Consider the following 19,266-nt stretch of genomic DNA (forward strand, 5'->3'; position numbering starts at 1 on the left):
ACCATAATTGGAAAAAATCATAAAGGAGCAATCGTAACAATAAACGATAGAGCAACTGGAATATTGAGAATGAAGAAGATAGAAAGTAAAGAAAGTGAATTGGTAAAACAAGCAACAATTGAATTACTACAGCACTGGAAACACTTTATAAATACAATAACTTCTGATAATGGGAAAGAGTTTGCGCAACATCAAGAGATCAGTTCGGCACTTGAAATAGATTTTTTCTTTGCCAACCCTTACAGCCCATGGGAACGTGGTGCAAATGAAAATCTAAATGGATTAATCAGACAATACATACCCAAATCATCATCATTTGATGAAATAACTCCAGAGAGAATTATAGAAATACAAGAGAAATTAAACAATAGACCAAGAAAAAGATTTAATTTTGAAACACCTAATTATATGTTTAATCAAAAAGTTGCATTTATAACTTGAATCCTGCTTTTTAAAGAGGTATGCATTGTTAAATTATAAATTAGCAATACTGTCTAACTGAAATTTTAAAGGCGTTATTTGTTCAAGAAAACGACTTTTGTTATTTCCGCTCATGGGTCCGCCACTAGGCAGTTTAAGCCTTAGCGCATCAACTTGCTTACCATTTTTCCAAAATCGATAACACACATGTGGACCTGTTGCCAAACCAGTACTTCCTACCAAACCAATAACCTGTCCTTGATTGACACGCTGTCCGCGTCTGACTAATATTTTTGACATGTGCAGGTATTGTGTAGAATAGGTTCCGTTGTGTTTTACTTTTACAAAATTCCCGTTTCCGGCCGTAAAACCACTTTGCTCTACAACACCTCCTGCCGTAACTGTGATAGGAGTTCCGCGTGGTGCCGCATAATCCGTTCCTTTGTGTGCCTTCCAGCGGTGTTGTACCGGATGAAAACGACTTGTGGAAAATCGAGAGGATATTCTGCTGAATTTTATTGGAGATTTAAGAAAGAAATTTTTCAGTGTTTTCCCTTGTTCATCATAATAATCTATTTTATTCAAATTCTGAGCAAAAGGAAATGCATAAATAATTTTTCCTTTGTATTCAAAAAACGAAGCTTCGAGTTCTTCCACTCCATCATAAATAGTATCATTAATAAACCGTTCAGTAAAAGTTATCGCAAAACGATCGCCTTTTTTTAGCTTCATAAAATCAATGGAATAAGCGTATATTTTGGTTATTTTACTAGCTAACGCCCCTTCGATCTTGGCATTGCCTAAAGTTTCTGATAATGATTCTTTCAAAACGCCACCAATAGTGCGTCGCTTTATGGTAATTGGTTTTGTTTTTTTGTAAACAGCGACCGCTGTATCGCGAAAGTCAACTACATAATAACTTAAATTATCAGGTTGGTAGATAAAAACCTGTAATTCATGCTTTTTGTTTTTTGACCGAAGGACTGTAAAGGGTTTATTTATCCTAATGCTTCGCACATCAAAGCTATCCCTGACTTTAGCGATAATATCATATACTTCTCGCTCTCCAATATTTTGCTCTTCTAACAAGGTCCCAAAAGTATCTCCTTTTTTTATAGTGTCGTGAACGACATTAAAATCAGCATATACGAACCCAAACTCACTTTTTTTAGGAATAAGTTTTACTACTTTTTCCTCCTTTATTTCCTCCGTTTTATTACATGATACTAAAGAAAATATTGCTATTATAACTATAAATATTTGTTTCAAACCTTGTTTTTTAATTCAACCTACATTTCTACTCCCCAATTTTCTAATTCATGGCTACTCCATAATTCCGGAAAGAAAATTCTTCTCTGGTATTTTGGATGCATGTATTTTTTCCAATCACTTCCACCAGTAGCTTCTCCATCTCCTTTTCCACTTTGATCAATGTATTTTTTTGCTGTATTTAAATGTTGCATTACCCAAGTAATATTCACCGTGTGATCATAATGACGCATCGCTTGAACTAATTCGGGATTTTTTTGATCCAATTCCGGCAATTGTTTAAATTTTTGCCAAATGTTTACGGTGTTGTATTCCTCCATGTGAGCCAGGAATTCCTTTTTATATTTTTTTTCAAATTCCTCCAATAAAAATGATTTTTTCCCAGTGTGATAATCTTTACCGGCGGCTTGCCAATACAAATGTTCCAGTGCAAACTCATAAGAGGTATGTCTGTCAATTGTATCTCTATAACGGTGGTCAATCAAATTTATTAGGTCAGTCGAAGAAAATTCTATTAGGCGATATTGCGCACTCTGAAAACCACTCGCAGGTGTCAGTGTATTTCTAAATTTCATGTACTGCTCCACTTCCATTCCGTCTCCCATAATGCTGAAAGAGGTGGTTAACATATCAAAATAACGACTGATTCGCATTAATCTTTCGGTAAAGAAAACCGTATTAATAGCCTCACAATAGGAAATTTGCTTCATTTCCCACAGTATCATTTTAAATATCAATTCATTAACCTGATGATACATTATAAAAACCATTTCGTCAGGTAGCGTCGTTCTTTGAATTTGAAGATTCAATAAAGCATCTGTTTGGATATAATCCCAATATGTAATTGGTTTTGACCACAATAACCCTTCGAGCTGCGTCTCCGTTTTTTGATTTATTGCTTCATATTTATGCTCAATTTCTTTTAAAATAGCTTCTGAATTGTCGTTATTGCTCATTATTGTTTTGTTTTAAAAGGTTTTTTTAAACCTTTATACGCATCTATATCTGCTTTAATTGAACCTACTGCCAAACTGGCTTTTATTCTTAATGGCACTTTATTGTCATCATCCGAGATCCAAACCGTAAGACTTTCTTGCTCTTTAAAAACACGGCCTGATTGTACCAAGGGTCGAAAAATCATTGATGGAACGACGCCAAATTTAGTGGTAATATTTTCCCTTCCCACAAACTTTAGCTTGAATTTAGTAGTTTCATCATCAAAAAACATGTCAATTGTCACTGATTCCCCAATTTTTAACTTATCAATATTAGGATGATTCCTTAAGTAATAAAATGTTGATAATATATCTTGTGTGTTTTTTGGAATGTAAAGCGTTTTTTCGGTTTTGTGTTTGTAATCTTTTACAACAACTTTATTGACGGACTGATTGAAAAAACCTTCTTGATTTTTAGTGTAGCCTCCTTCATCAATTTTTCGAACAAAGCGATAGGGATTTTTCGTTTCCTTGTCAATGTAGCTTTCGTATAAATCATCTACTTTAAAGAAAAACCGGGACATTCCCGTGGTATATCCTTTCCCAACAATATGAAAAGTTTTTTTATTATTTATCGTTGCATCTTTTACTTCTAATGTTGCATATCCAGCATTCACTATTCCATAATGTATCCTGAATTTGAAAAATTCCCCCACGTCGTAAGCATCTTCCTGAGGAGAATCAAAGCTTACTGTTATAATTAATACAAAGAATAAGATTAGTTTTTTCATTACTTAATTTGTCAATTTATTGACAGCATGATCAAATTTTGTTCCAAATATATCAAAACAAAAAAACTCAGTCAAAAAATGACTGAGTTTTTATGCTATTAACTAACCAAAAAACTATAAACTATGAAATTTATATGAAATTAGGAAGGAAACCACCCCTTCCCTTTTTGCGAGTGCAAAGGTAGTTAACAAATTCAGTTATATTTGTTAAAAATAAAGTTTAACATAACATTTACAAAAAAACATGCTGTTCATCGGTTTTTTTTTCACTATATGTAAAAATAATAGGTTTTTACAACGTTCCTCGCAATTGTTGTTCTCGCTCAATTGATTCGAATAGCGCTTTAAAGTTACCCGCACCAAAACCTTTGGCACCCATTCTTTGAATGATCTCAAAAAACAAGGTTGGTCTGTCTTGTACCGGTTTTGTGAAAATTTGTAATAAATATCCGTCTTCATCGGCATCGACCATAATAGCTAATTTCTCGATTTCATTCAAATCTTCTTTCATCATTTTCATGTGATCACCCAATCGCTCCGGAATGGCCTCATAATAGGCATGCGGTGGAGCGGATAAGAATTCGATTCCTCTCGCTTTCAATTGAGATACCGTTTTGATAATATCATCCGTTGCAATAGCGATATGTTGAATTCCAGGTCCACCGTAAAAATCTAAATATTCTTCGATTTGCGATTTTTTCTTCCCTTCAGCAGGTTCGTTGATTGGAAATTTGATTCTTCCGTTTCCGTTTGACATTACTTTACTCATCAACGCGGAATATTCAGTATTGATTTGTTTGTCATCAAAAGAAAGAAAATTCACAAATCCCATTACGTCTTCATAGAACTTAACCCAAGTATTCATTTCGTTCCAACCCACATTTCCAACCATGTGATCTATATATTTTAATCCGGTTGGCTCTGGATTGTAATCGGATTTCCATTCCTTATATCCAGGCAGGAAAACACCATTATAATTTTTTCGTTCCACAAAAATATGAACCGTTTCCCCGTACGTGTAAATTCCTGAACGTACTACTTCTCCAAATTCGTCTTTCTCGACTGTTGGTTCCATAAAAGAACGCGCACCACGTTTCATTGTTTCCTCATAAGCGCTTGTGGCATCTTCGACCCAAAGTGCAGCTACTTTCACTCCGTCACCATGTTTTCTCAAATGTTCGTGTATTGGAGAATCTTGTGTTAATGGAGTAGTTAATACAATGCGGATCTTATCTTGTTTCAGCACATACGATGTTCTGTCTCGTACTCCGGTTTCTAATCCTGCATAAGCCAATGACTGGTAACCGAAAGCAGTTTTATAATAATGTGCGGATTGTTTTGCGTTTCCTACGTAGAATTCTACATAATCGGTTCCTAATAACGGAAGGAAATCTTGCGCTCCTTCGAATATTTTTTCTAGTCCGTATTCTACTGATTTAAGTTCTTTGCTCATTGTGATTTATTTTTTGATTCGGTATTTCTAGTTTTGGAACGCGGATGACGCGGATAAAACAGATGGACACGGATTTATTAATTTAAAATTATGTTGTTGTTTACTCTAAAGCCCTAGCCCTGATAAAAGCGGCATCCTTTTTCTGGCTTCTTTAGCCAGGAAAAGATAAAGCGTACAGCAGGAAATAGCTCCTAATTACTCTACCCAAGATTTGTAATATTGACCGTCGTCCAATCCCATTGCTTCTTCGGTGACCATTAACGGGCGAAAGGTATCAACCATAACCGCTAATTCGTGCGTTTCTGTATGACCAATGCTGCGTTCCATAGCACCTGGCGCCGGTCCGTGAGGAATCCCTTTTGGATGTAGTGTAATGTGACCTTGCTCTATATTATTGCGACTCATGAAATCGCCATCTACGTAATATAAAACCTCATCACTATCTATATTACTGTGATTGTAAGGTGCAGGAATGGCTTTTGGATGGTAATCGTACAATCGTGGAACGAACGAACAAACAACAAAAGTCGAAGTTTCGAAAGTCTGATGAACTGGTGGTGGCTGGTGTACCCGACCTGTAATGGGTTCGAAATTGTGAATACTGAATCCGTATGGAAAATTATAACCGTCCCAACCTACTACATCAAAGGGATGCGTGGCATAAACGACTTCATGCATCATTCCTTCTTTCTTGATTTTGATTAGAAAATCACCTTTTTCATCGTGTGTTTCTAACTCATTTGGCAAAATAAAGTCGCGTTCGCAAAATGGAGAATGTTCTAAATGTTGACCTGACTCATTTTTATAGCGTTTTGGCGTGTAAAAAGGCGCAAATGATTCGACGTAAAACAGTCTGTTTTCCGAAGTTTCAAAATCAATTTGGTAAATCATTCCACGAGGAATAATTAAGTAATCTCCATATTCGAAAGGAATATTTCCCATCATGGTGCGTAATTTTCCTTTCCCTTTATGAATGAAAATCATTTCATCAGCATCGGCGTTTTTATAGAAATAACTTCGTAATGATTGTTTTGGTGCGGCTAGTCCTATAATACAATCTTTATTGATTAACATGGCTTTGCGGCTGTCCAGAAAATCGTCCTCCGGCATTAACTCAAAACCTTTTAACAGTAATGATTTGATGTTTTTTCCAATGGCAATTTTCGGCTCAACCGAATACGAATTGAGAATTTCCTTGACTTGCGTAGGCCTGTGAACATGATACAATAAGGACGAATTACCGTGAAATCCTTCTGTGCCAAAGAGTTGTTCGTAATACAAACCACCATTTGGTTTTTCGAATTGTGTGTGTCTTTTTTGAGGAAAAATCCCTAATTTGTGGTATAAAGGCATGATTTTTTTGTTTAAAAGTGTAACAAATTAAAGTTGAGAGTACTTTATAATGTGCTATGATAAATCAAAAAAAGAGCAGTTACTCAGGATTTCTCTTAATAAGAAATTGAAGATACTCTAATAAACCTAGCCATTTTGTTTTCATTATAACAAATATCGGAATTATTATTGAAATAAATTATAATTAAAACAAAAACCCAATACTGAACCATGTAAATCCCTTGGGCTGTTCCGGGGACCAAGAATATTTTATTTCTATGGGTCCAATGACTGTTTCCAAACCATATCCGACGGCATAACCAGAATATTTTGGAATTGAAATCCAATCCACCGTTTCAAAAATCCGATCACCAATATTAGCAAAATTTGCCGAAAAATTGATGTGGTTCTTTTTGTAGAACTCATAATCTACCGTTCCCGTTGATTTTATGTAACTATTGGCAGCCAAGCTCAAATAATCGTAACCGTATAAATATTTGAAATTATTAAGCGGATTATAACCATAACCCCCCAAAATAAAATTAAAAAAAGCAACGCTTTGCTGACCAAAAGAAAATCCAGCATCCGTTTGTAATTTTATTGTCGCGTTTTTAAATAAAGTTGCTGCCACCCCAAAATCACCCTTGGCGATTGAGTATGGTTTAAAATCGCCCGTATAATTCGAAGAAAGCAAATACGATTGAATATCACCTGTGAAATACCATCCTTTTTTGGGGAAATATTTATTATCAAAAGAATCGTATTTCATGTACCCAAAAAGACTTAAATAATTACTGTTGTCAATTATTGGATCTACATTGGCGAGTGTTTCAGATTTTATTTTTAAAAATTTCAATTCTACTCCGCCACCAATTAAAAATTTTTGAACAAATAACGATTGAAAATAAGCTTGATTTGTAAAATCAGTAAAATCAATATTAACGGAATTTATATCCGGATTGTTGAATGTTGTACTACTGATTTCCTTAGCCACATTTCTATTGAATTGGTTGTAATGGGATTTGAAACCAAAACTTAAATTAAATCCATTTTCAATGTAATAATCTAAATTGTACCTGAAATTATCGCCTAAAATAATATCCAATGACGCAATATCATTTTTAAAAAGTGTTTTTTTACGAGTCAAATTTACTAACACCCCACTTTTGAATAAATTATCATAATGCAACCCGAATTTCAAATAAGTTTTTGTCGGATTTTCTCTCAAACTAATATTTAGGTCAACATCTTCCTTGTTTGCTTCCAAGGAATACGATATGGCACTGAAATTTTTTGTGGCATTAATATTATTAATTCCCTTTAATAAATCATTGTAACACGTTTTTGTCCCCGGCTTAAATCGTAATTTCCCAATGACATACTCTTTCGTGTAATTATCTAATTCATTGCTGTTTATTGCTCTAATTTGTATGCTGTCGGAACGTAATTCTAACTTTGGTTTCCGGTAAGGGTTGGACTCATCGACAATGTTTTTTATTTGTTCGTAAACCGCAAAGGTAGCTTCTTCCCCTTTTCTTATAATTTCGTTTCCTTTGTCAAATGAAATCACTCCATATTGCGTAACATCCGGTTTAATGTAGATATCCGTGTTGGTTACATTTTTCCTCATTCGCTCGATAGACTGAAGATTCGTGATTTGCACCAAAATTTTAGTGGCATCTCTGAGTTGTGTTCGGTCGTATAAATCATTTTGAACATCGACCCCAATAATGATATCAGCACCTAATTTTCGTACCTCTTCAATGGGATAATTATTAACAACTCCACCATCTACCAGAATTTTTCCATCAATTTCAACAGGGGAAAATAAAGAGGGAAACGCGGAGCTTGCAATCATGGCCTGCGCCAAATTTCCTTTGTTTAACAGGACTTCTTCACCGGTTTCAATATTAGTACCAATACATAAAAAAGGAATCGGAAGCTGATTGAAATCCCTGATGTGTCTTACGTTTCTCGTAATTGTGCTCAATAAATTATAATTATACATTCCTTTAGACAAGGCTTCCGGAATTCCAATTTTCATTTTATTAAACGGCAAAACCAACGCATACAATTCATCATTTCTTCTCTCGTAAAAATTTTTAGAAGATCTGGGAATAAAATCGTTGATTAGTTCATTGAAATTTGTCGCCTGAAAAATAGAATCAATCTGATTAGCATTGTATCCCGAAGCATAAAGTCCCCCAATAACAGCTCCCATACTGGTTCCGCCAATGTAATCAATCTTGACTCCGGCTTCTTCCAATACTTTCAAAACTCCAATATGAGCAAATCCTTTTGCACCACCACCACTCAAAACCAAACCTATTTTAGGTCGTTTTTGCTCTTGCGAAAACACAGCCAAACTGGCAAAAACAATGAATAATAGTGCGATTTTCTTCATAAACAGCCATTTGTTCCGTGATAGAATGGGCGAATATTAATTTTCCTTTGTTGCCTTGTAAAATTCGGTAATTTTTTTGGCTTTCGATATACCTATAACGTCCGAAATTTCTTTTTCTGTCGCCAATTTCAATCTTTTAACACTTTTAAAATGCTGAATCAAAGTCAACATGGTTTTTTCTCCAATGCCGGGAATGGATTCTATTGAAGAATTCAGCGCTGCTTTACTCCTTTTGTCCCGGTGGTGCGTAATCCCAAAACGGTGCGCTTCGTTTCGCAATTGCTGGATTATTTTGAGTGTTTCTGATTTTTTATCTAAATATAACGGAATAGAATCTCCCGGGTAAAACAACTCTTCCAGTCTTTTGGCAATACCAATAATGGCTATTTTTCCGCGTAATCCCAGCTCATCAATACTTTTCAATGCCGAAGACAATTGTCCTTTTCCACCGTCAATAATTATTAAATTCGGTAACGGTTGGTTTTCATCCAGCAATCGTTTGTATCTTCTGTACACTACTTCGGTCATAGAGGCAAAATCATCAGGTCCTTCAACCGTTTTTATATTAAAATGACGGTAATCCTTCTTACTTGGTTTTCCATCTTTAAAAACCACACAAGCCGACACGGGATTCGTTCCTTGAATATTTGAGTTATCAAAACATTCAATGTGTCTTGGCTCTACCGGCAATCGCAAATCTTTTTGCATTTGCGCCATAATCCTTTTAGTATGGCGATCCGGATCTACAATTTGCAGTTGCTTGAGTTGTTCAATGCGGTAAAACTTAGCATTTCGAATGGATAAATCCAGAATTTGCTTTTTGTCTCCCAATTGTGGAACGGTGATCTTTATATTTTCACCTAAATCAACGTGAAACGGAACGATGACTTCTCTGGATAATAAATGAAAACGCTCCCGTAGCTCGACAATCGCCAATTCTAATAATTCTTCATCGGGTTCATCCAATTTCTTTTTAATTTCCATCGTATGCGAACGAATAATTGAACCATGTGAAATTTGAAGGAAATTCACATAAGCCGCGCTTTCATCCGAAACTATTGAAAACACATCGATATTAGTGATTTTTGGATTTATAATCGTGGACCGAGATTGGTAATTCTCCAGAACTTCGATTTTCTCTTTTATTTTTTGAGCTTCTTCAAAATGCATATCCGCAGCTAGATTCGTCATGACCCGCTTGAAATCCTTCATGCTTTCTTTGAAATTTCCTTTCAGGATTTCGCGAATAGCATCCACCTGCTTTTGATAATTTTCTAAAGTTTCTAATCCTTCGCAAGGCCCCATACAATTACCAATATGATATTCGAGGCACACCTTGAATTTCCCGCTTTCGATATTGCTTTTACTCAAATCATAATTGCAAGTTCTAAGCGGATACAACTCTTTAATCAATTCTAAAATAGTACTTACGGTTTTGAAACTGGTATACGGACCAAAATATTCCGACCCATCTTTTACCATTCTTCGAGTTGCAAAAATGCGCGAAAAAGGTTCTTTCTTGATGCACAACCACGGATAACTTTTATCATCCCGCAGTAACACATTGTAACGCGGCTGCAAGGTTTTTATCAGATTATTTTCCAATAAAAGGGCATCGGTTTCCGTAGGAACTACAATGTGTTTTATCGTGACAATTTTCTTTACTAGCACATTAGTTTTAGCCGTATCATGAATTTTATTGAAATAGGACGCAACTCTTTTTTTTAAATTTTTGGCCTTGCCCACATATAGAATCTTTCCTTCTTTATCGTAATATTGATATACGCCAGGATTATCAGGTAAGGTTTGAATTTGTAAGGCTAAAGTTGTTGGATTCATGTAACAAAGTTAATCTCAAAAATCCCGAAATACAAATCAATACTCTTGAAATCGTTCTGGCAAAATTTTTATCAGAATTTTAGTTTCTAATTCGTTATAATCCTTATTTTTATCGTTTGAAGAACTTATGATGAAAATCAATACCACACCTATCGTTCTTTTTGGCGAAAGCATTATTCCGGGCGAAAACAAAACCATCAATGTCGAAATTGCCAGACTGCACACCACTACAAAACTGAACATCCCTATTATAGTTCGACGCTCCAAGTTTGACGGTCCCATAGTGCTTTTCTCGGCAGGAATTCATGGCGACGAAATCAATGGCGTCGAAATCGTGAGGCAGCTTATTCACAAAAAAATTAACAAGCCAAAAAAAGGTACAATCATTTGTATACCAATCATAAACGTATATGGATTTGTAAATAAATCGAGAGAATTTCCAGACGGTCGGGATTTAAACCGCGTGTTTCCGGGAAGCAAAACAGGTTCTTTAGCCAGCCGATTTGCATTTCATATTTTAGCTGAGATCATGCCTTTAGTTGAATATGCCGTCGATTTTCATGCCGGTGGAGCCAGCCGTTTCAACGCACCACAAATTAGAATAACGCATAACAATCCGGAATTAAAAATTCTGGCCGATGTCTTTAATGCGCCTTTCACCCTATATTCCAGAAACATAATGGGATCCTTTAGGAGTTCCAGCGAAAGAATGGATGTCAAAATGTTACTTTTTGAAGGCGGAAAGTCATTAGATATTAATAACGGTATCGCCGACGAAGGCATAAATGGAGCGAAACGTCTGCTTTCGCACCTTGATATGCTAGACCCAAAACATACTGTAGTCCATCAGAAATTCAACACCATCTATATTGAAAAATCAGGCTGGATACGAGCCAAATGCTCCGGATTATTACATGATTACGACACTGTAGGGAAATTTGTAAAAAAAGGAACTATTCTTGCGACCATAACTGATCCGTTCGGAAAGTTTGAGCGAAAAGTAAAAGCGCCAAACGATGGTTACATTATAAATGCCAATCATTCCCCAATTGTGTATGAAGGCGATGCCATTTATCATTTGTCAAATGCTTTTGGAGAAGAAGGCGAATAAAATTACTATAATGGACAAAACTGCGTTACGAAAAAAATACAAAGCCTTACGGAATTCCCTTTCAGAGAATGAAATCGAGGAAAAGAGTTTGACTATAGCCAATAAAATACTGACACTTCCTCTTTGGGAGCAAACCTACTTTCATATTTTTCTACCTATTACAGAACAAAAAGAGATAAATACCGAATTTATTCTTCACATATTATCTGGAAAAGACAAGGAAATTATTATCTCCAAAGCTGATTTTGCCACCCTAAAGATGACGCATTTCCTATTGACTGACAATACTAAAATCAAGAAAAACGACTACAACATTCCAGAACCTGTTGATGGCATTGAAATTCCTTCGACTAAAATCGATGTGGTTTTTGTTCCGCTTTTGGCTTTCGACGAAAAAGGAAATCGTGTGGGTTATGGAAAGGGATTTTATGATGCCTTTTTATCAGAATGTAAACCGGATGTAATTAAAATTGGACTTTCTTTATTCGAACCCGAAGAATTGATTACTGATGTTTTTGAAGGTGATGTAAAACTGGATTATTGTGTGACGCCAAATTCAATTCACTCGTTTTAATTTTAATCCGTACTTTCGCATCATATATAATTCAATTAAGTTATGAGAACATTCAAAAATTCAAGATTTGCCGTAAGCGTTATGGTTATTTTATTCGCAGTTTCATTTTCAAACTGCAGCATTCAAACCGGAACCAGCAGATCAACCTATAAAGCTAAAAGACTTCCTCCAGGTCAAGCTAAAAAAATATACGGCGGGAAAAGCGCTAAACGTTACGCACCCGGACACAACAAAAACTAATAAAGTAAAAAGACCTGTTCAAATCATGAACAGGTCTTTTTGTATATGGTAAAAAACGTTGAATCTAATCGTGATGAAATGCTTTTTTATTGAAAAAAATCAAGATTCCAACTCCAGTAGAAATCGCCATATCTGCAATGTTGAAAATTGCATTGAAAAAAGTAAATTCTTTTCCGCCCCAAATTGGCAACCAACTTGGTAAATTTCCATGCCAAAAAGGAAAGTAAAACATATCTACTACTTTTCCGTGAAACCAAGTTCCATAAGGTTGATCTGAAAACAAAGTGGCTAATTGTTGTTGACTGTCGTCAAAAATAACGCCGTAAAAAACAGAATCGATAATGTTCCCGAAGGCACCTGCTAAAATCAATGAAATGGCTACAATTAAATAATTAGAACTGTGTTTTCTTTCTACAGAATCCCACAGCCAATACCCAATTCCAGCAACAGCAACCAACCTAAAAAGTGTCAGGAATAATTTTCCGTACGTACCCGGAATTTCAGTACCCCAAGCCATTCCTTCATTTTCGATAAAAAGAATTTTGAACCATTTGAATACTTCAACTTCTTCACCTAAAATAAAATTAGTTTTAATATATATTTTGGAAACTTGATCGACAAGTAATAAAATAAAAATAAGGAGATACGCTTTTCGTAATGACATTTTATATATTTTAATGGCGCAAAAATAACAATTTAATCAAAAAAAACGCTCCCAATGGAGCGTTAAATCTTGTTTAACAACAGGTTTATCGTTGCAAGTTCTTTGCTTCGATACTCATTGTTGCGTGAGGAACGATTTTTAATCTTTCTTTCCCTATTAATTTGCCCGTAACTTTACACAGTCCGTATGTTTTATTTTCTACACGGAAGAGTGCGTTTTTCAAATCACGAATAAACTTTTCCTGACGAATAGCCAGTTGAGAATTTGCTTCTTTAGACATGCTTTCACTTCCTTCTTCGAATGCTTTGAATGTTGGAGACGTATCGTCAGTACCGTTATTCAAATCATTCATGTAAGCACTTTTTATTAAATCTAAATCTGATTGTGCTTTTTGAATTTTGTTCAAGATTATCTGTTTGAACTCAGCCAAATCCGCGTCTGAGTATCTTGTTGCTTCTTCTACCATCTTTATATTATTTTGAAATTAATAGCATTGTTTTTATATTGTCAAATTCGATTTCTGTACCGTTTTCTATTTCATCTACAAAAACCAAATCGCTTGTTAATGTTTCTGATTTTATATACGCTTCATTTTTTAAAATCGCCTCTTCTAAAATTCCATTTCGTTTCAATTGAACTTTGATTTTATCAGTAACTTCAAATCCCGAATCTTTACGGATATTCTGGATTCTGTTTACTAATTCTCTGGCAATTCCTTCTTGTTTTAATGCTGGTGAAATTGTAATATCCAGCGCAACCGTTATTCCGTTTGAATTGGCCACCAACCAACCCTCAATATCTTGTGATGTTATTTCTACCTCTTCTAAAGTTAAAATTACGTTTTTTCCTGCAATAGTAATACTCAAACTTCCTTCCTTGTCTAATTGAGAAATTTGATCTTTTGAAAATCCTTGTATTTCCTTAGAAATCAAGCCCATATCTTTTCCAAAACGAGGTCCGAGCGTCTTAAAATTAGGCTTAATTTGTTTCACCAAAACTCCGGAAGCATCATCTAAAAGTACGATTTCTTTCACATTTACCTCTGCTTTTATGAGGTCAGAAACGGCCTCTATTTCAGCTCTTTGATTGTCGTCAAGTACTGGGATCATTACCTTTTGCAACGGCTGGCGTACCTTTATCATTTCCTTTTTTCGGAGTGATAAAACCAATGATGAAATAGTCTGCGCCTTCTGCATTTTGCTCTCTAACATTTTATTAACATAGTTTTCAACCGAAATTGGAAACTCCGCCAAATGTACACTGTCGTACTTTTCTGACTGTGTTGCTAAAGTTAAATCTCTGTAAAGTTTGTCCATAAAGAATGGAGCGATTGGCGCGCCCAATTTACTTATGGTTAACAAACACGTATATAAAGTTTGATATGCAGCGATTTTGTCTTGCGCATATTCCCCTTTCCAGAAGCGTCTTCTGCATAAACGAACGTACCAGTTACTCAAGTTTTCCTGTACAAATTCTGAGATTGCACGAGCTGCTTTCGTTGGTTCATAATCCGCATAAAAATCGTCCACTTCTTTGATCAAAGTATTCAATTCTGATATGATCCATTGGTCAATTTCCGGTCTTTCGTTTACCGGAATTTCTGCTTCTTCAAATTTGAAACCATCAATATTGGCATACAAACTAAAGAATGAATAGGTGTTGTATAAAGTTCCAAAAAATTTACGACGAACCTCAGCGATTCCTTCTAAGTCAAATTTCAGGTTGTCCCAAGGATTTGCATTCGATATCATGTACCAACGCGTCGCATCCGGACCGTATTCTTTTAATGTTTCGAAAGGATCAGCGGCATTCCCTAAACGCTTGGACATTTTTTGTCCGTTTTTGTCTAAAACCAATCCATTTGAAACTACATTTTTGTAGGCTACTTTATCAAAAACTAATGTTGCTATGGCGTGCAAAGTATAAAACCAACCACGAGTCTGATCCACTCCTTCGGCGATAAAATCAGCAGGAAAATCTTTATTTTCGTCAATTTTATCTTTATTTTCAAAAGGATAATGCCATTGCGCATAAGGCATAGCTCCAGAATCAAACCAAACATCAATTAAATCAGCTTCACGCGTCATTGCTTTTCCAGAAGCAGAAACTAATGTAATTTCATCAACTACATTTTTATGCAAATCAACTAAATCATAATTTTCTTCCGTCATATTTCCAATTTGAAAACCTTTAAAAGGATTTTCTTTTTGGAAACCTGCAGCGATAGATTTTTCAATTTCGTTGTATAACTCTTCAACAGAACCAATTAAGATTTCCTCTTGTTTGTCTTCGGTTCTCCAAATTGGCAATGGAATTCCCCAGAATCTTGAACGCGATAAATTCCAATCGTTGGCATTTTTCAACCAATTTCCAAAACGTCCTTCTCCTGTCGCTTTTGGCTTCCAGTTGACAGTTTCGTTCAAGTCAAACATTCTGTCTTTAACTTCAGAGATTTTTATAAACCAAGAATCTAAAGGATAATACAAAATAGGCTTGTCTGTTCTCCAACAATGTGGGTAACTATGGACATATTTTTCTACTTTGAACGCTCTGTTTTCTTCTTTCAATCGAATCGCGATTTCAACATCTACGGAACGTTCTGGCGCTTCACCTTCGTTATAATATTCGTTTTTCACATATTTACCGGCATATTCGCCCACATGTGAAGTGAATTTTCCTTGTAAATCTACTAACGGAACCGGAGTTCCATTTTCGTCCAGAACTAACATTGGAGGGATTTCTGGCGTAGCTTCTTTAGCCACTTTTGCATCATCAGCACCAAAAGTTGGAGAGGTATGCACGATTCCCGTCCCATCTTCGGTAGTCACGAAATCCCCTGAAATTACTCTAAAAGCATTTTCAGCATTCTGATACGGAAGCACTAATGGCATTAATTGTTCGTAACGAATGTCAACTAAATCAGCTCCTTTACATTCCGCCAAAACCTGATATGGAATTTTTTTGTCGCCTTCCTTAAAGTTTTCAAAATCAGCAGGATCAGTACTTTCAAAAAAGCCTTTTCCGAATTGTTTTGCCACTAAATTCTTGGCTAAAATCAATGTAGCCGGACGAAACGTATATTGATTGAATGTTTTTACTAAAGCGTATTCGATTTTTGAACCTACAGTCAAAGCCGTATTACTCGGCAATGTCCAAGGAGTTGTTGTCCAAGCAAGAATAAAGATTTCGTGTAAATCCAAAGCTTCTAACTTATAATGCAGTAAATTATTAGAACTGATATAATCGTAAAACTTAGAGAATAACAATTCTTTATGCGCGTCAATTACTTTAAATTGTGCCACAACAGTCGTATCCGTAACATCACGGTAACTTCCCGGTTGGTTCACTTCATGCGATGATAATCCTGTTCCTGCTTTTGGAGAATACGGCTGAATAGTGTAGCCTTTGTACATCAAATCCTTGTTGTAAATTTGTTTCAAAATCCACCAAACCGTTTCCATATATTTAGATTTGTAGGTCACATACGGATCTTCCATATCTACCCAATAACCCATTTTTTCGGTCAGATCATTCCATACATCCGTGTAACGCATTACGGTTTTTTTACACGCTTCGTTGTATTCTTCGATGGAAATGGTTTTTCCAATATCTTCTTTGGTAATTCCTAATTCTTTTTCGGTACCTAATTCCACAGGCAAACCATGGGTGTCCCAGCCGGCTTTTCGCTTTACTTGAAACCCTTTTTGAGTCTTATATCTGCAAAAAATATCTTTAATAGCACGCGCCATTACGTGGTGAATTCCAGGTAATCCATTTGCCGAAGGCGGACCTTCAAAAAACACAAATGGTGGGTTCCCTTCACGAGTGGTTACACTTTTCTCAAATATATTTTCTTTCTTCCAAAAATCAAGTACTTCTGACGCTACAGTTGGTAAGTCAAGTCCTTTGTATTCAGTAAATTTTGTGCTCATTTTATCCTTTTCTATATCAAAGTGCGAAAGTAATAAATAGTTATGAGTTATAAGTAAAGAGTGAAGAGTTTTTGCATTATCGAGGACGTTAGGATCCTTTTATGGAGTACAAATGGAACAAAAATTTATATGTCAGTTTTGTCCAGTTCTGAAAAAACAATAAAAAAGCATCCAAATTGATAGATCAAGGATGCTTTTTTTAAAAATATATTGATTTACACGTACAAAATGAAGCTTTATTTCAATGCTTTTTTTATTTCTGAAGCTGCTTGTAATAAGGCTGATTTAGTTCCGGGAACGGTGCTAATTGGATTTAACAATCCCCAGTCGTGAATCATCCCATTATACCGTGTTGCAGTAACTTTTACTCCTGCTTCGTCTAACTTACGTGCATACGCTTCTCCTTCATCTCTTAAAATATCATTTTGTGCTGTTTGTACCAATGCTGGTGGCAATCCTTTTAATTGATTAGTTGTTGCCTGCAAGGGTGAGGCATAAATTTCCTTACGTTGTTTTAGATCACTTGTATAATTATCCCACATCCAAATCATTGAATTTTTAGTCAGGAATCGATCTTTTGCAAATAAGTTATAGGATTCTGTTTCAAAATTAGCATCGGTAATTGGCCAAAATAAAACCTGTAATTTAATAGTCGGTCCTTTTTTATCTTTAGCCATTAACGCGACAACCGCCGCCATGTTTCCGCCAGCGCTGTTTCCCGAAACTGCAAGTCTTTTACCATCTACTCCTATTTCTTTTCCATTTTCAGCCACCCATTTCGTAGCATTATAAGCTTGATTGATCGCAACTGGATAATGAGCTTCTGGAGATGGCGTATAATTAACAAAAACCGCTGCAGCACCAGATTCAACCACTAAATCTCTAATCATACGTTGATGAGTAGGAAAATCTCCAAGCACCCAGCCTCCTCCGTGAAAGAACATAAAAACAGGTAATTCGCCTTTTGCATTTGCGGGTTTGACTATGTTCAGCACAATGTTTTGTCCATCCACTACAATCGTTTTGTCTGTAACAACTACGCCAGAGATGTCAACTTTTACTGACGACTGCAAGGCGGTCAGCGCTGCCCGGCCTTCTTTTGGTGGCAATTGTTCTGCTGGTTTACCCGGTGCAGAATTAAGGACTTTCAAAAATTCTCTGACATTGCTATCAATGTTAGGATCTTTTGAAGCGTCTTTTGTTTGTGCAACTACTTCACCAGAAAAAGCAATCGCTAACAACAATGTTCCGAATTTTTTTAGTTTTGATTTCATGTTGTGAGTTTTAAATTTAATAAAAGAACAGTATTCCGTAAATGAATTCTATCGAAATTAGGGCTTCTTGTTGTACTAAATTATATTATGACTTTTGATGTTTTAAAACTTGATTACTCCTTTACTGAAGGATAGTAAAAATAAGTTGCATAGTAATCAAAATTATGATTATCAGTAGGTTGTGATATAAAAATGAATAATTATATCAAATATACTAAATAATTATTTGACAATTTTAAAATTTATAAGTTCTTTAATAGCATTTTTAATGATACGCTAAATCAGAAAAAATATCAGTAAATTATTGATTATTTTAAATACGCAGAATTTCTTATTTCCTTACAGTTATTACCTATTATTTTTCATCGCCTTCTAACTCGAAGAAATCATTAACTGATTTTTCAAATAACTTTGACAATTTTAGCGCCAGAAGTGTTGATGGCACAAACCGATTGGTTTCAATTGAATTTATGGTTTGCCGAGAAACGCCTATTTTCTCCGCTAATTCTTCTTGGGTTAAGTTTAAAATGGCGCGTTCAACTTTTAGTTTATTCTTCATTGTACGCTTTTTTTAGCTTTCTAAAAGTTAGAATCTGAATAGTTAGCAAAAGTGCTAAAACAGCAACATCTTTACTTCCATTCATTTTTGGCGTATATGAGTTGTTAAAATAAAGAGCATAGTTAACAAAAGGCATTATTAAATAAAGTAGCACTGCTCCCATAACCGCATAATTATACGATTGCAGACGGATTTTTATCATTAACTCATCTTCCATTTTCTCTTTTGAAATTGAAATTATAAGTAAACCTAAAACCAGTCCTGTCTGCGCTATTCTATCAAGTAAACCATAATATTTTGAATTCCCAAAAAAAGATTCAAATGCAATAATTGAGAGGATTGAAGTAATAAATAACACCAAACCAACAATTTTAAATTTATTTGGTAACTGGTAACCTATAAATTTATTGATTTTCTCGATATCTCCTTCTTGTTTTACTTTTGGCTGCATAAAGATAATTAGATAAAG

The 19,266-nt window shown here is 35.3% G+C and carries 17 protein-coding genes; 4 read left to right on the plus strand and 13 right to left on the minus strand.

Going from position 1 to position 19,266, the window contains the following annotated elements; translation table 11 throughout:
- Window positions 1-441 (plus strand): IS30 family transposase (locus ACP7AT_RS00005; protein ID WP_426062326.1); only part of this gene is annotated, 441 nt, incomplete at its 5' end.
- 33 nt (window positions 442-474) lie between these two features.
- Here the strand turns inward: ACP7AT_RS00005 and ACP7AT_RS00010 are convergent.
- The 7 genes from ACP7AT_RS00010 to uvrC all read right to left on the minus strand — a co-directional run bounded on the left by ACP7AT_RS00010 (window position 475) and on the right by uvrC (window position 10,443).
- Window positions 475-1,689: a peptidoglycan DD-metalloendopeptidase family protein gene (locus tag ACP7AT_RS00010; protein WP_426062327.1), complete on the minus strand. Its 1,215-nt coding sequence runs from the start codon at window positions 1,687-1,689 to the stop codon at window positions 475-477.
- A 20-nt stretch (window positions 1,690-1,709) separates the two neighbouring features.
- Window positions 1,710-2,645: a tryptophan 2,3-dioxygenase family protein gene (locus ACP7AT_RS00015; protein WP_426062328.1), complete on the minus strand. Its 936-nt coding sequence runs from the start codon at window positions 2,643-2,645 to the stop codon at window positions 1,710-1,712.
- Entirely contained in the window at window positions 2,645-3,415 is a 771-nt protein-coding gene (locus ACP7AT_RS00020) for a DUF3108 domain-containing protein (RefSeq protein WP_426062329.1), read from the minus strand. Before ACP7AT_RS00020 ends, ACP7AT_RS00015 begins: the two co-directional genes overlap by 1 nt.
- A 292-nt stretch (window positions 3,416-3,707) precedes the next feature.
- On the minus strand, window positions 3,708-4,868 hold the full coding sequence (hppD, locus tag ACP7AT_RS00025) for a 4-hydroxyphenylpyruvate dioxygenase (protein ID WP_426062330.1): 1,161 nt from the start codon (window positions 4,866-4,868) through the stop codon (window positions 3,708-3,710).
- Between the two features lie 195 nt (window positions 4,869-5,063).
- Window positions 5,064-6,221: a homogentisate 1,2-dioxygenase gene (locus ACP7AT_RS00030; protein WP_426062331.1), complete on the minus strand. Its 1,158-nt coding sequence runs from the start codon at window positions 6,219-6,221 to the stop codon at window positions 5,064-5,066.
- A gap of 184 nt (window positions 6,222-6,405) precedes the next feature.
- On the minus strand, window positions 6,406-8,604 hold the full coding sequence (locus ACP7AT_RS00035) for a patatin-like phospholipase family protein (protein WP_426062332.1): 2,199 nt from the start codon (window positions 8,602-8,604) through the stop codon (window positions 6,406-6,408).
- Between the two features lie 36 nt (window positions 8,605-8,640).
- The gene (gene uvrC, locus ACP7AT_RS00040) at window positions 8,641-10,443 is read right to left on the minus strand and encodes an excinuclease ABC subunit UvrC (protein ID WP_426062333.1); all 1,803 of its coding nucleotides are present in this window, start codon (window positions 10,441-10,443) and stop codon (window positions 8,641-8,643) included.
- A gap of 130 nt (window positions 10,444-10,573) precedes the next feature.
- Between uvrC and ACP7AT_RS00045 the strand changes: the two genes are divergently transcribed.
- The 3 genes from ACP7AT_RS00045 to ACP7AT_RS00055 are packed head-to-tail and all read left to right on the plus strand — an operon-like array spanning window position 10,574 to window position 12,368.
- Window positions 10,574-11,554 (plus strand): succinylglutamate desuccinylase/aspartoacylase family protein, encoded by a 981-nt coding sequence (locus tag ACP7AT_RS00045; RefSeq protein WP_426062334.1) that lies wholly within the window; start codon window positions 10,574-10,576, stop codon window positions 11,552-11,554.
- A gap of 10 nt (window positions 11,555-11,564) precedes the next feature.
- Entirely contained in the window at window positions 11,565-12,128 is a 564-nt protein-coding gene (locus ACP7AT_RS00050; RefSeq protein ID WP_426062335.1) for a 5-formyltetrahydrofolate cyclo-ligase, read from the plus strand.
- A gap of 42 nt (window positions 12,129-12,170) precedes the next feature.
- Entirely contained in the window at window positions 12,171-12,368 is a 198-nt protein-coding gene (locus ACP7AT_RS00055; protein WP_091203470.1) for a hypothetical protein, read from the plus strand.
- A gap of 64 nt (window positions 12,369-12,432) precedes the next feature.
- On the opposite strand, the gene ACP7AT_RS00060 is transcribed toward ACP7AT_RS00055, so the two are convergent.
- The 6 genes from ACP7AT_RS00060 to ACP7AT_RS00085 form a co-directional block, all read right to left on the minus strand.
- Complete coding sequence (locus ACP7AT_RS00060) at window positions 12,433-13,032, minus strand: lipoprotein signal peptidase (RefSeq protein ID WP_091203469.1); 600 nt, start codon at window positions 13,030-13,032, stop codon at window positions 12,433-12,435.
- A gap of 85 nt (window positions 13,033-13,117) precedes the next feature.
- A complete protein-coding gene (locus ACP7AT_RS00065) occupies window positions 13,118-13,498 on the minus strand; it encodes a TraR/DksA family transcriptional regulator (protein ID WP_426062336.1) in 381 nt (126 codons plus the stop codon).
- A 7-nt stretch (window positions 13,499-13,505) separates the two neighbouring features.
- Window positions 13,506-16,964, minus strand: coding sequence for an isoleucine--tRNA ligase (ileS, locus tag ACP7AT_RS00070; protein ID WP_426062337.1), 3,459 nt, complete (start codon window positions 16,962-16,964; stop codon window positions 13,506-13,508).
- A 236-nt stretch (window positions 16,965-17,200) separates the two neighbouring features.
- The gene (locus ACP7AT_RS00075; RefSeq protein ID WP_426062338.1) at window positions 17,201-18,238 is read right to left on the minus strand and encodes an alpha/beta hydrolase; all 1,038 of its coding nucleotides are present in this window, start codon (window positions 18,236-18,238) and stop codon (window positions 17,201-17,203) included.
- 355 nt (window positions 18,239-18,593) lie between these two features.
- On the minus strand, window positions 18,594-18,797 hold the full coding sequence (locus tag ACP7AT_RS00080) for a helix-turn-helix transcriptional regulator (protein ID WP_426062339.1): 204 nt from the start codon (window positions 18,795-18,797) through the stop codon (window positions 18,594-18,596).
- The gene (locus ACP7AT_RS00085; protein WP_426062340.1) at window positions 18,787-19,248 is read right to left on the minus strand and encodes a hypothetical protein; all 462 of its coding nucleotides are present in this window, start codon (window positions 19,246-19,248) and stop codon (window positions 18,787-18,789) included. The genes ACP7AT_RS00080 and ACP7AT_RS00085 overlap by 11 nt, the downstream gene beginning before the upstream one ends.
- Between the last annotated feature and the right edge of the window lie 18 nt (window positions 19,249-19,266).

Origin of the sequence: Flavobacterium sp. DSP2-3-1, assembly GCF_049896865.1 — a bacterium.
GTDB lineage: Bacteria > Bacteroidota > Bacteroidia > Flavobacteriales > Flavobacteriaceae > Flavobacterium.

Bases quoted from the DNA above. Each gene is read 5' to 3' on its own strand.
- uvrC (WP_426062333.1), bottom strand. From the start codon at position 10,443: ATGAATCCAACAACTTTAGCCTTACAAATTCAAACCTTACCTGATAAT.
- ACP7AT_RS00060 (WP_091203469.1), bottom strand. From the start codon at position 13,032: ATGTCATTACGAAAAGCGTATCTCCTTATTTTTATTTTATTACTTGTC.
- ACP7AT_RS00045 (WP_426062334.1), top strand. From the start codon at position 10,574: ATGAAAATCAATACCACACCTATCGTTCTTTTTGGCGAAAGCATTATT.
- ACP7AT_RS00065 (WP_426062336.1), bottom strand. From the start codon at position 13,498: ATGGTAGAAGAAGCAACAAGATACTCAGACGCGGATTTGGCTGAGTTC.
- ACP7AT_RS00080 (WP_426062339.1), bottom strand. From the start codon at position 18,797: ATGAAGAATAAACTAAAAGTTGAACGCGCCATTTTAAACTTAACCCAA.
- ACP7AT_RS00035 (WP_426062332.1), bottom strand. From the start codon at position 8,604: ATGAAGAAAATCGCACTATTATTCATTGTTTTTGCCAGTTTGGCTGTG.
- hppD (WP_426062330.1), bottom strand. From the start codon at position 4,868: ATGAGCAAAGAACTTAAATCAGTAGAATACGGACTAGAAAAAATATTC.
- ACP7AT_RS00075 (WP_426062338.1), bottom strand. From the start codon at position 18,238: ATGAAATCAAAACTAAAAAAATTCGGAACATTGTTGTTAGCGATTGCT.
- ACP7AT_RS00015 (WP_426062328.1), bottom strand. From the start codon at position 2,645: ATGAGCAATAACGACAATTCAGAAGCTATTTTAAAAGAAATTGAGCAT.
- ileS (WP_426062337.1), bottom strand. From the start codon at position 16,964: ATGAGCACAAAATTTACTGAATACAAAGGACTTGACTTACCAACTGTA.
- ACP7AT_RS00020 (WP_426062329.1), bottom strand. From the start codon at position 3,415: ATGAAAAAACTAATCTTATTCTTTGTATTAATTATAACAGTAAGCTTT.
- ACP7AT_RS00055 (WP_091203470.1), top strand. From the start codon at position 12,171: ATGAGAACATTCAAAAATTCAAGATTTGCCGTAAGCGTTATGGTTATT.
- ACP7AT_RS00030 (WP_426062331.1), bottom strand. From the start codon at position 6,221: ATGCCTTTATACCACAAATTAGGGATTTTTCCTCAAAAAAGACACACA.
- ACP7AT_RS00050 (WP_426062335.1), top strand. From the start codon at position 11,565: ATGGACAAAACTGCGTTACGAAAAAAATACAAAGCCTTACGGAATTCC.
- ACP7AT_RS00085 (WP_426062340.1), bottom strand. From the start codon at position 19,248: ATGCAGCCAAAAGTAAAACAAGAAGGAGATATCGAGAAAATCAATAAA.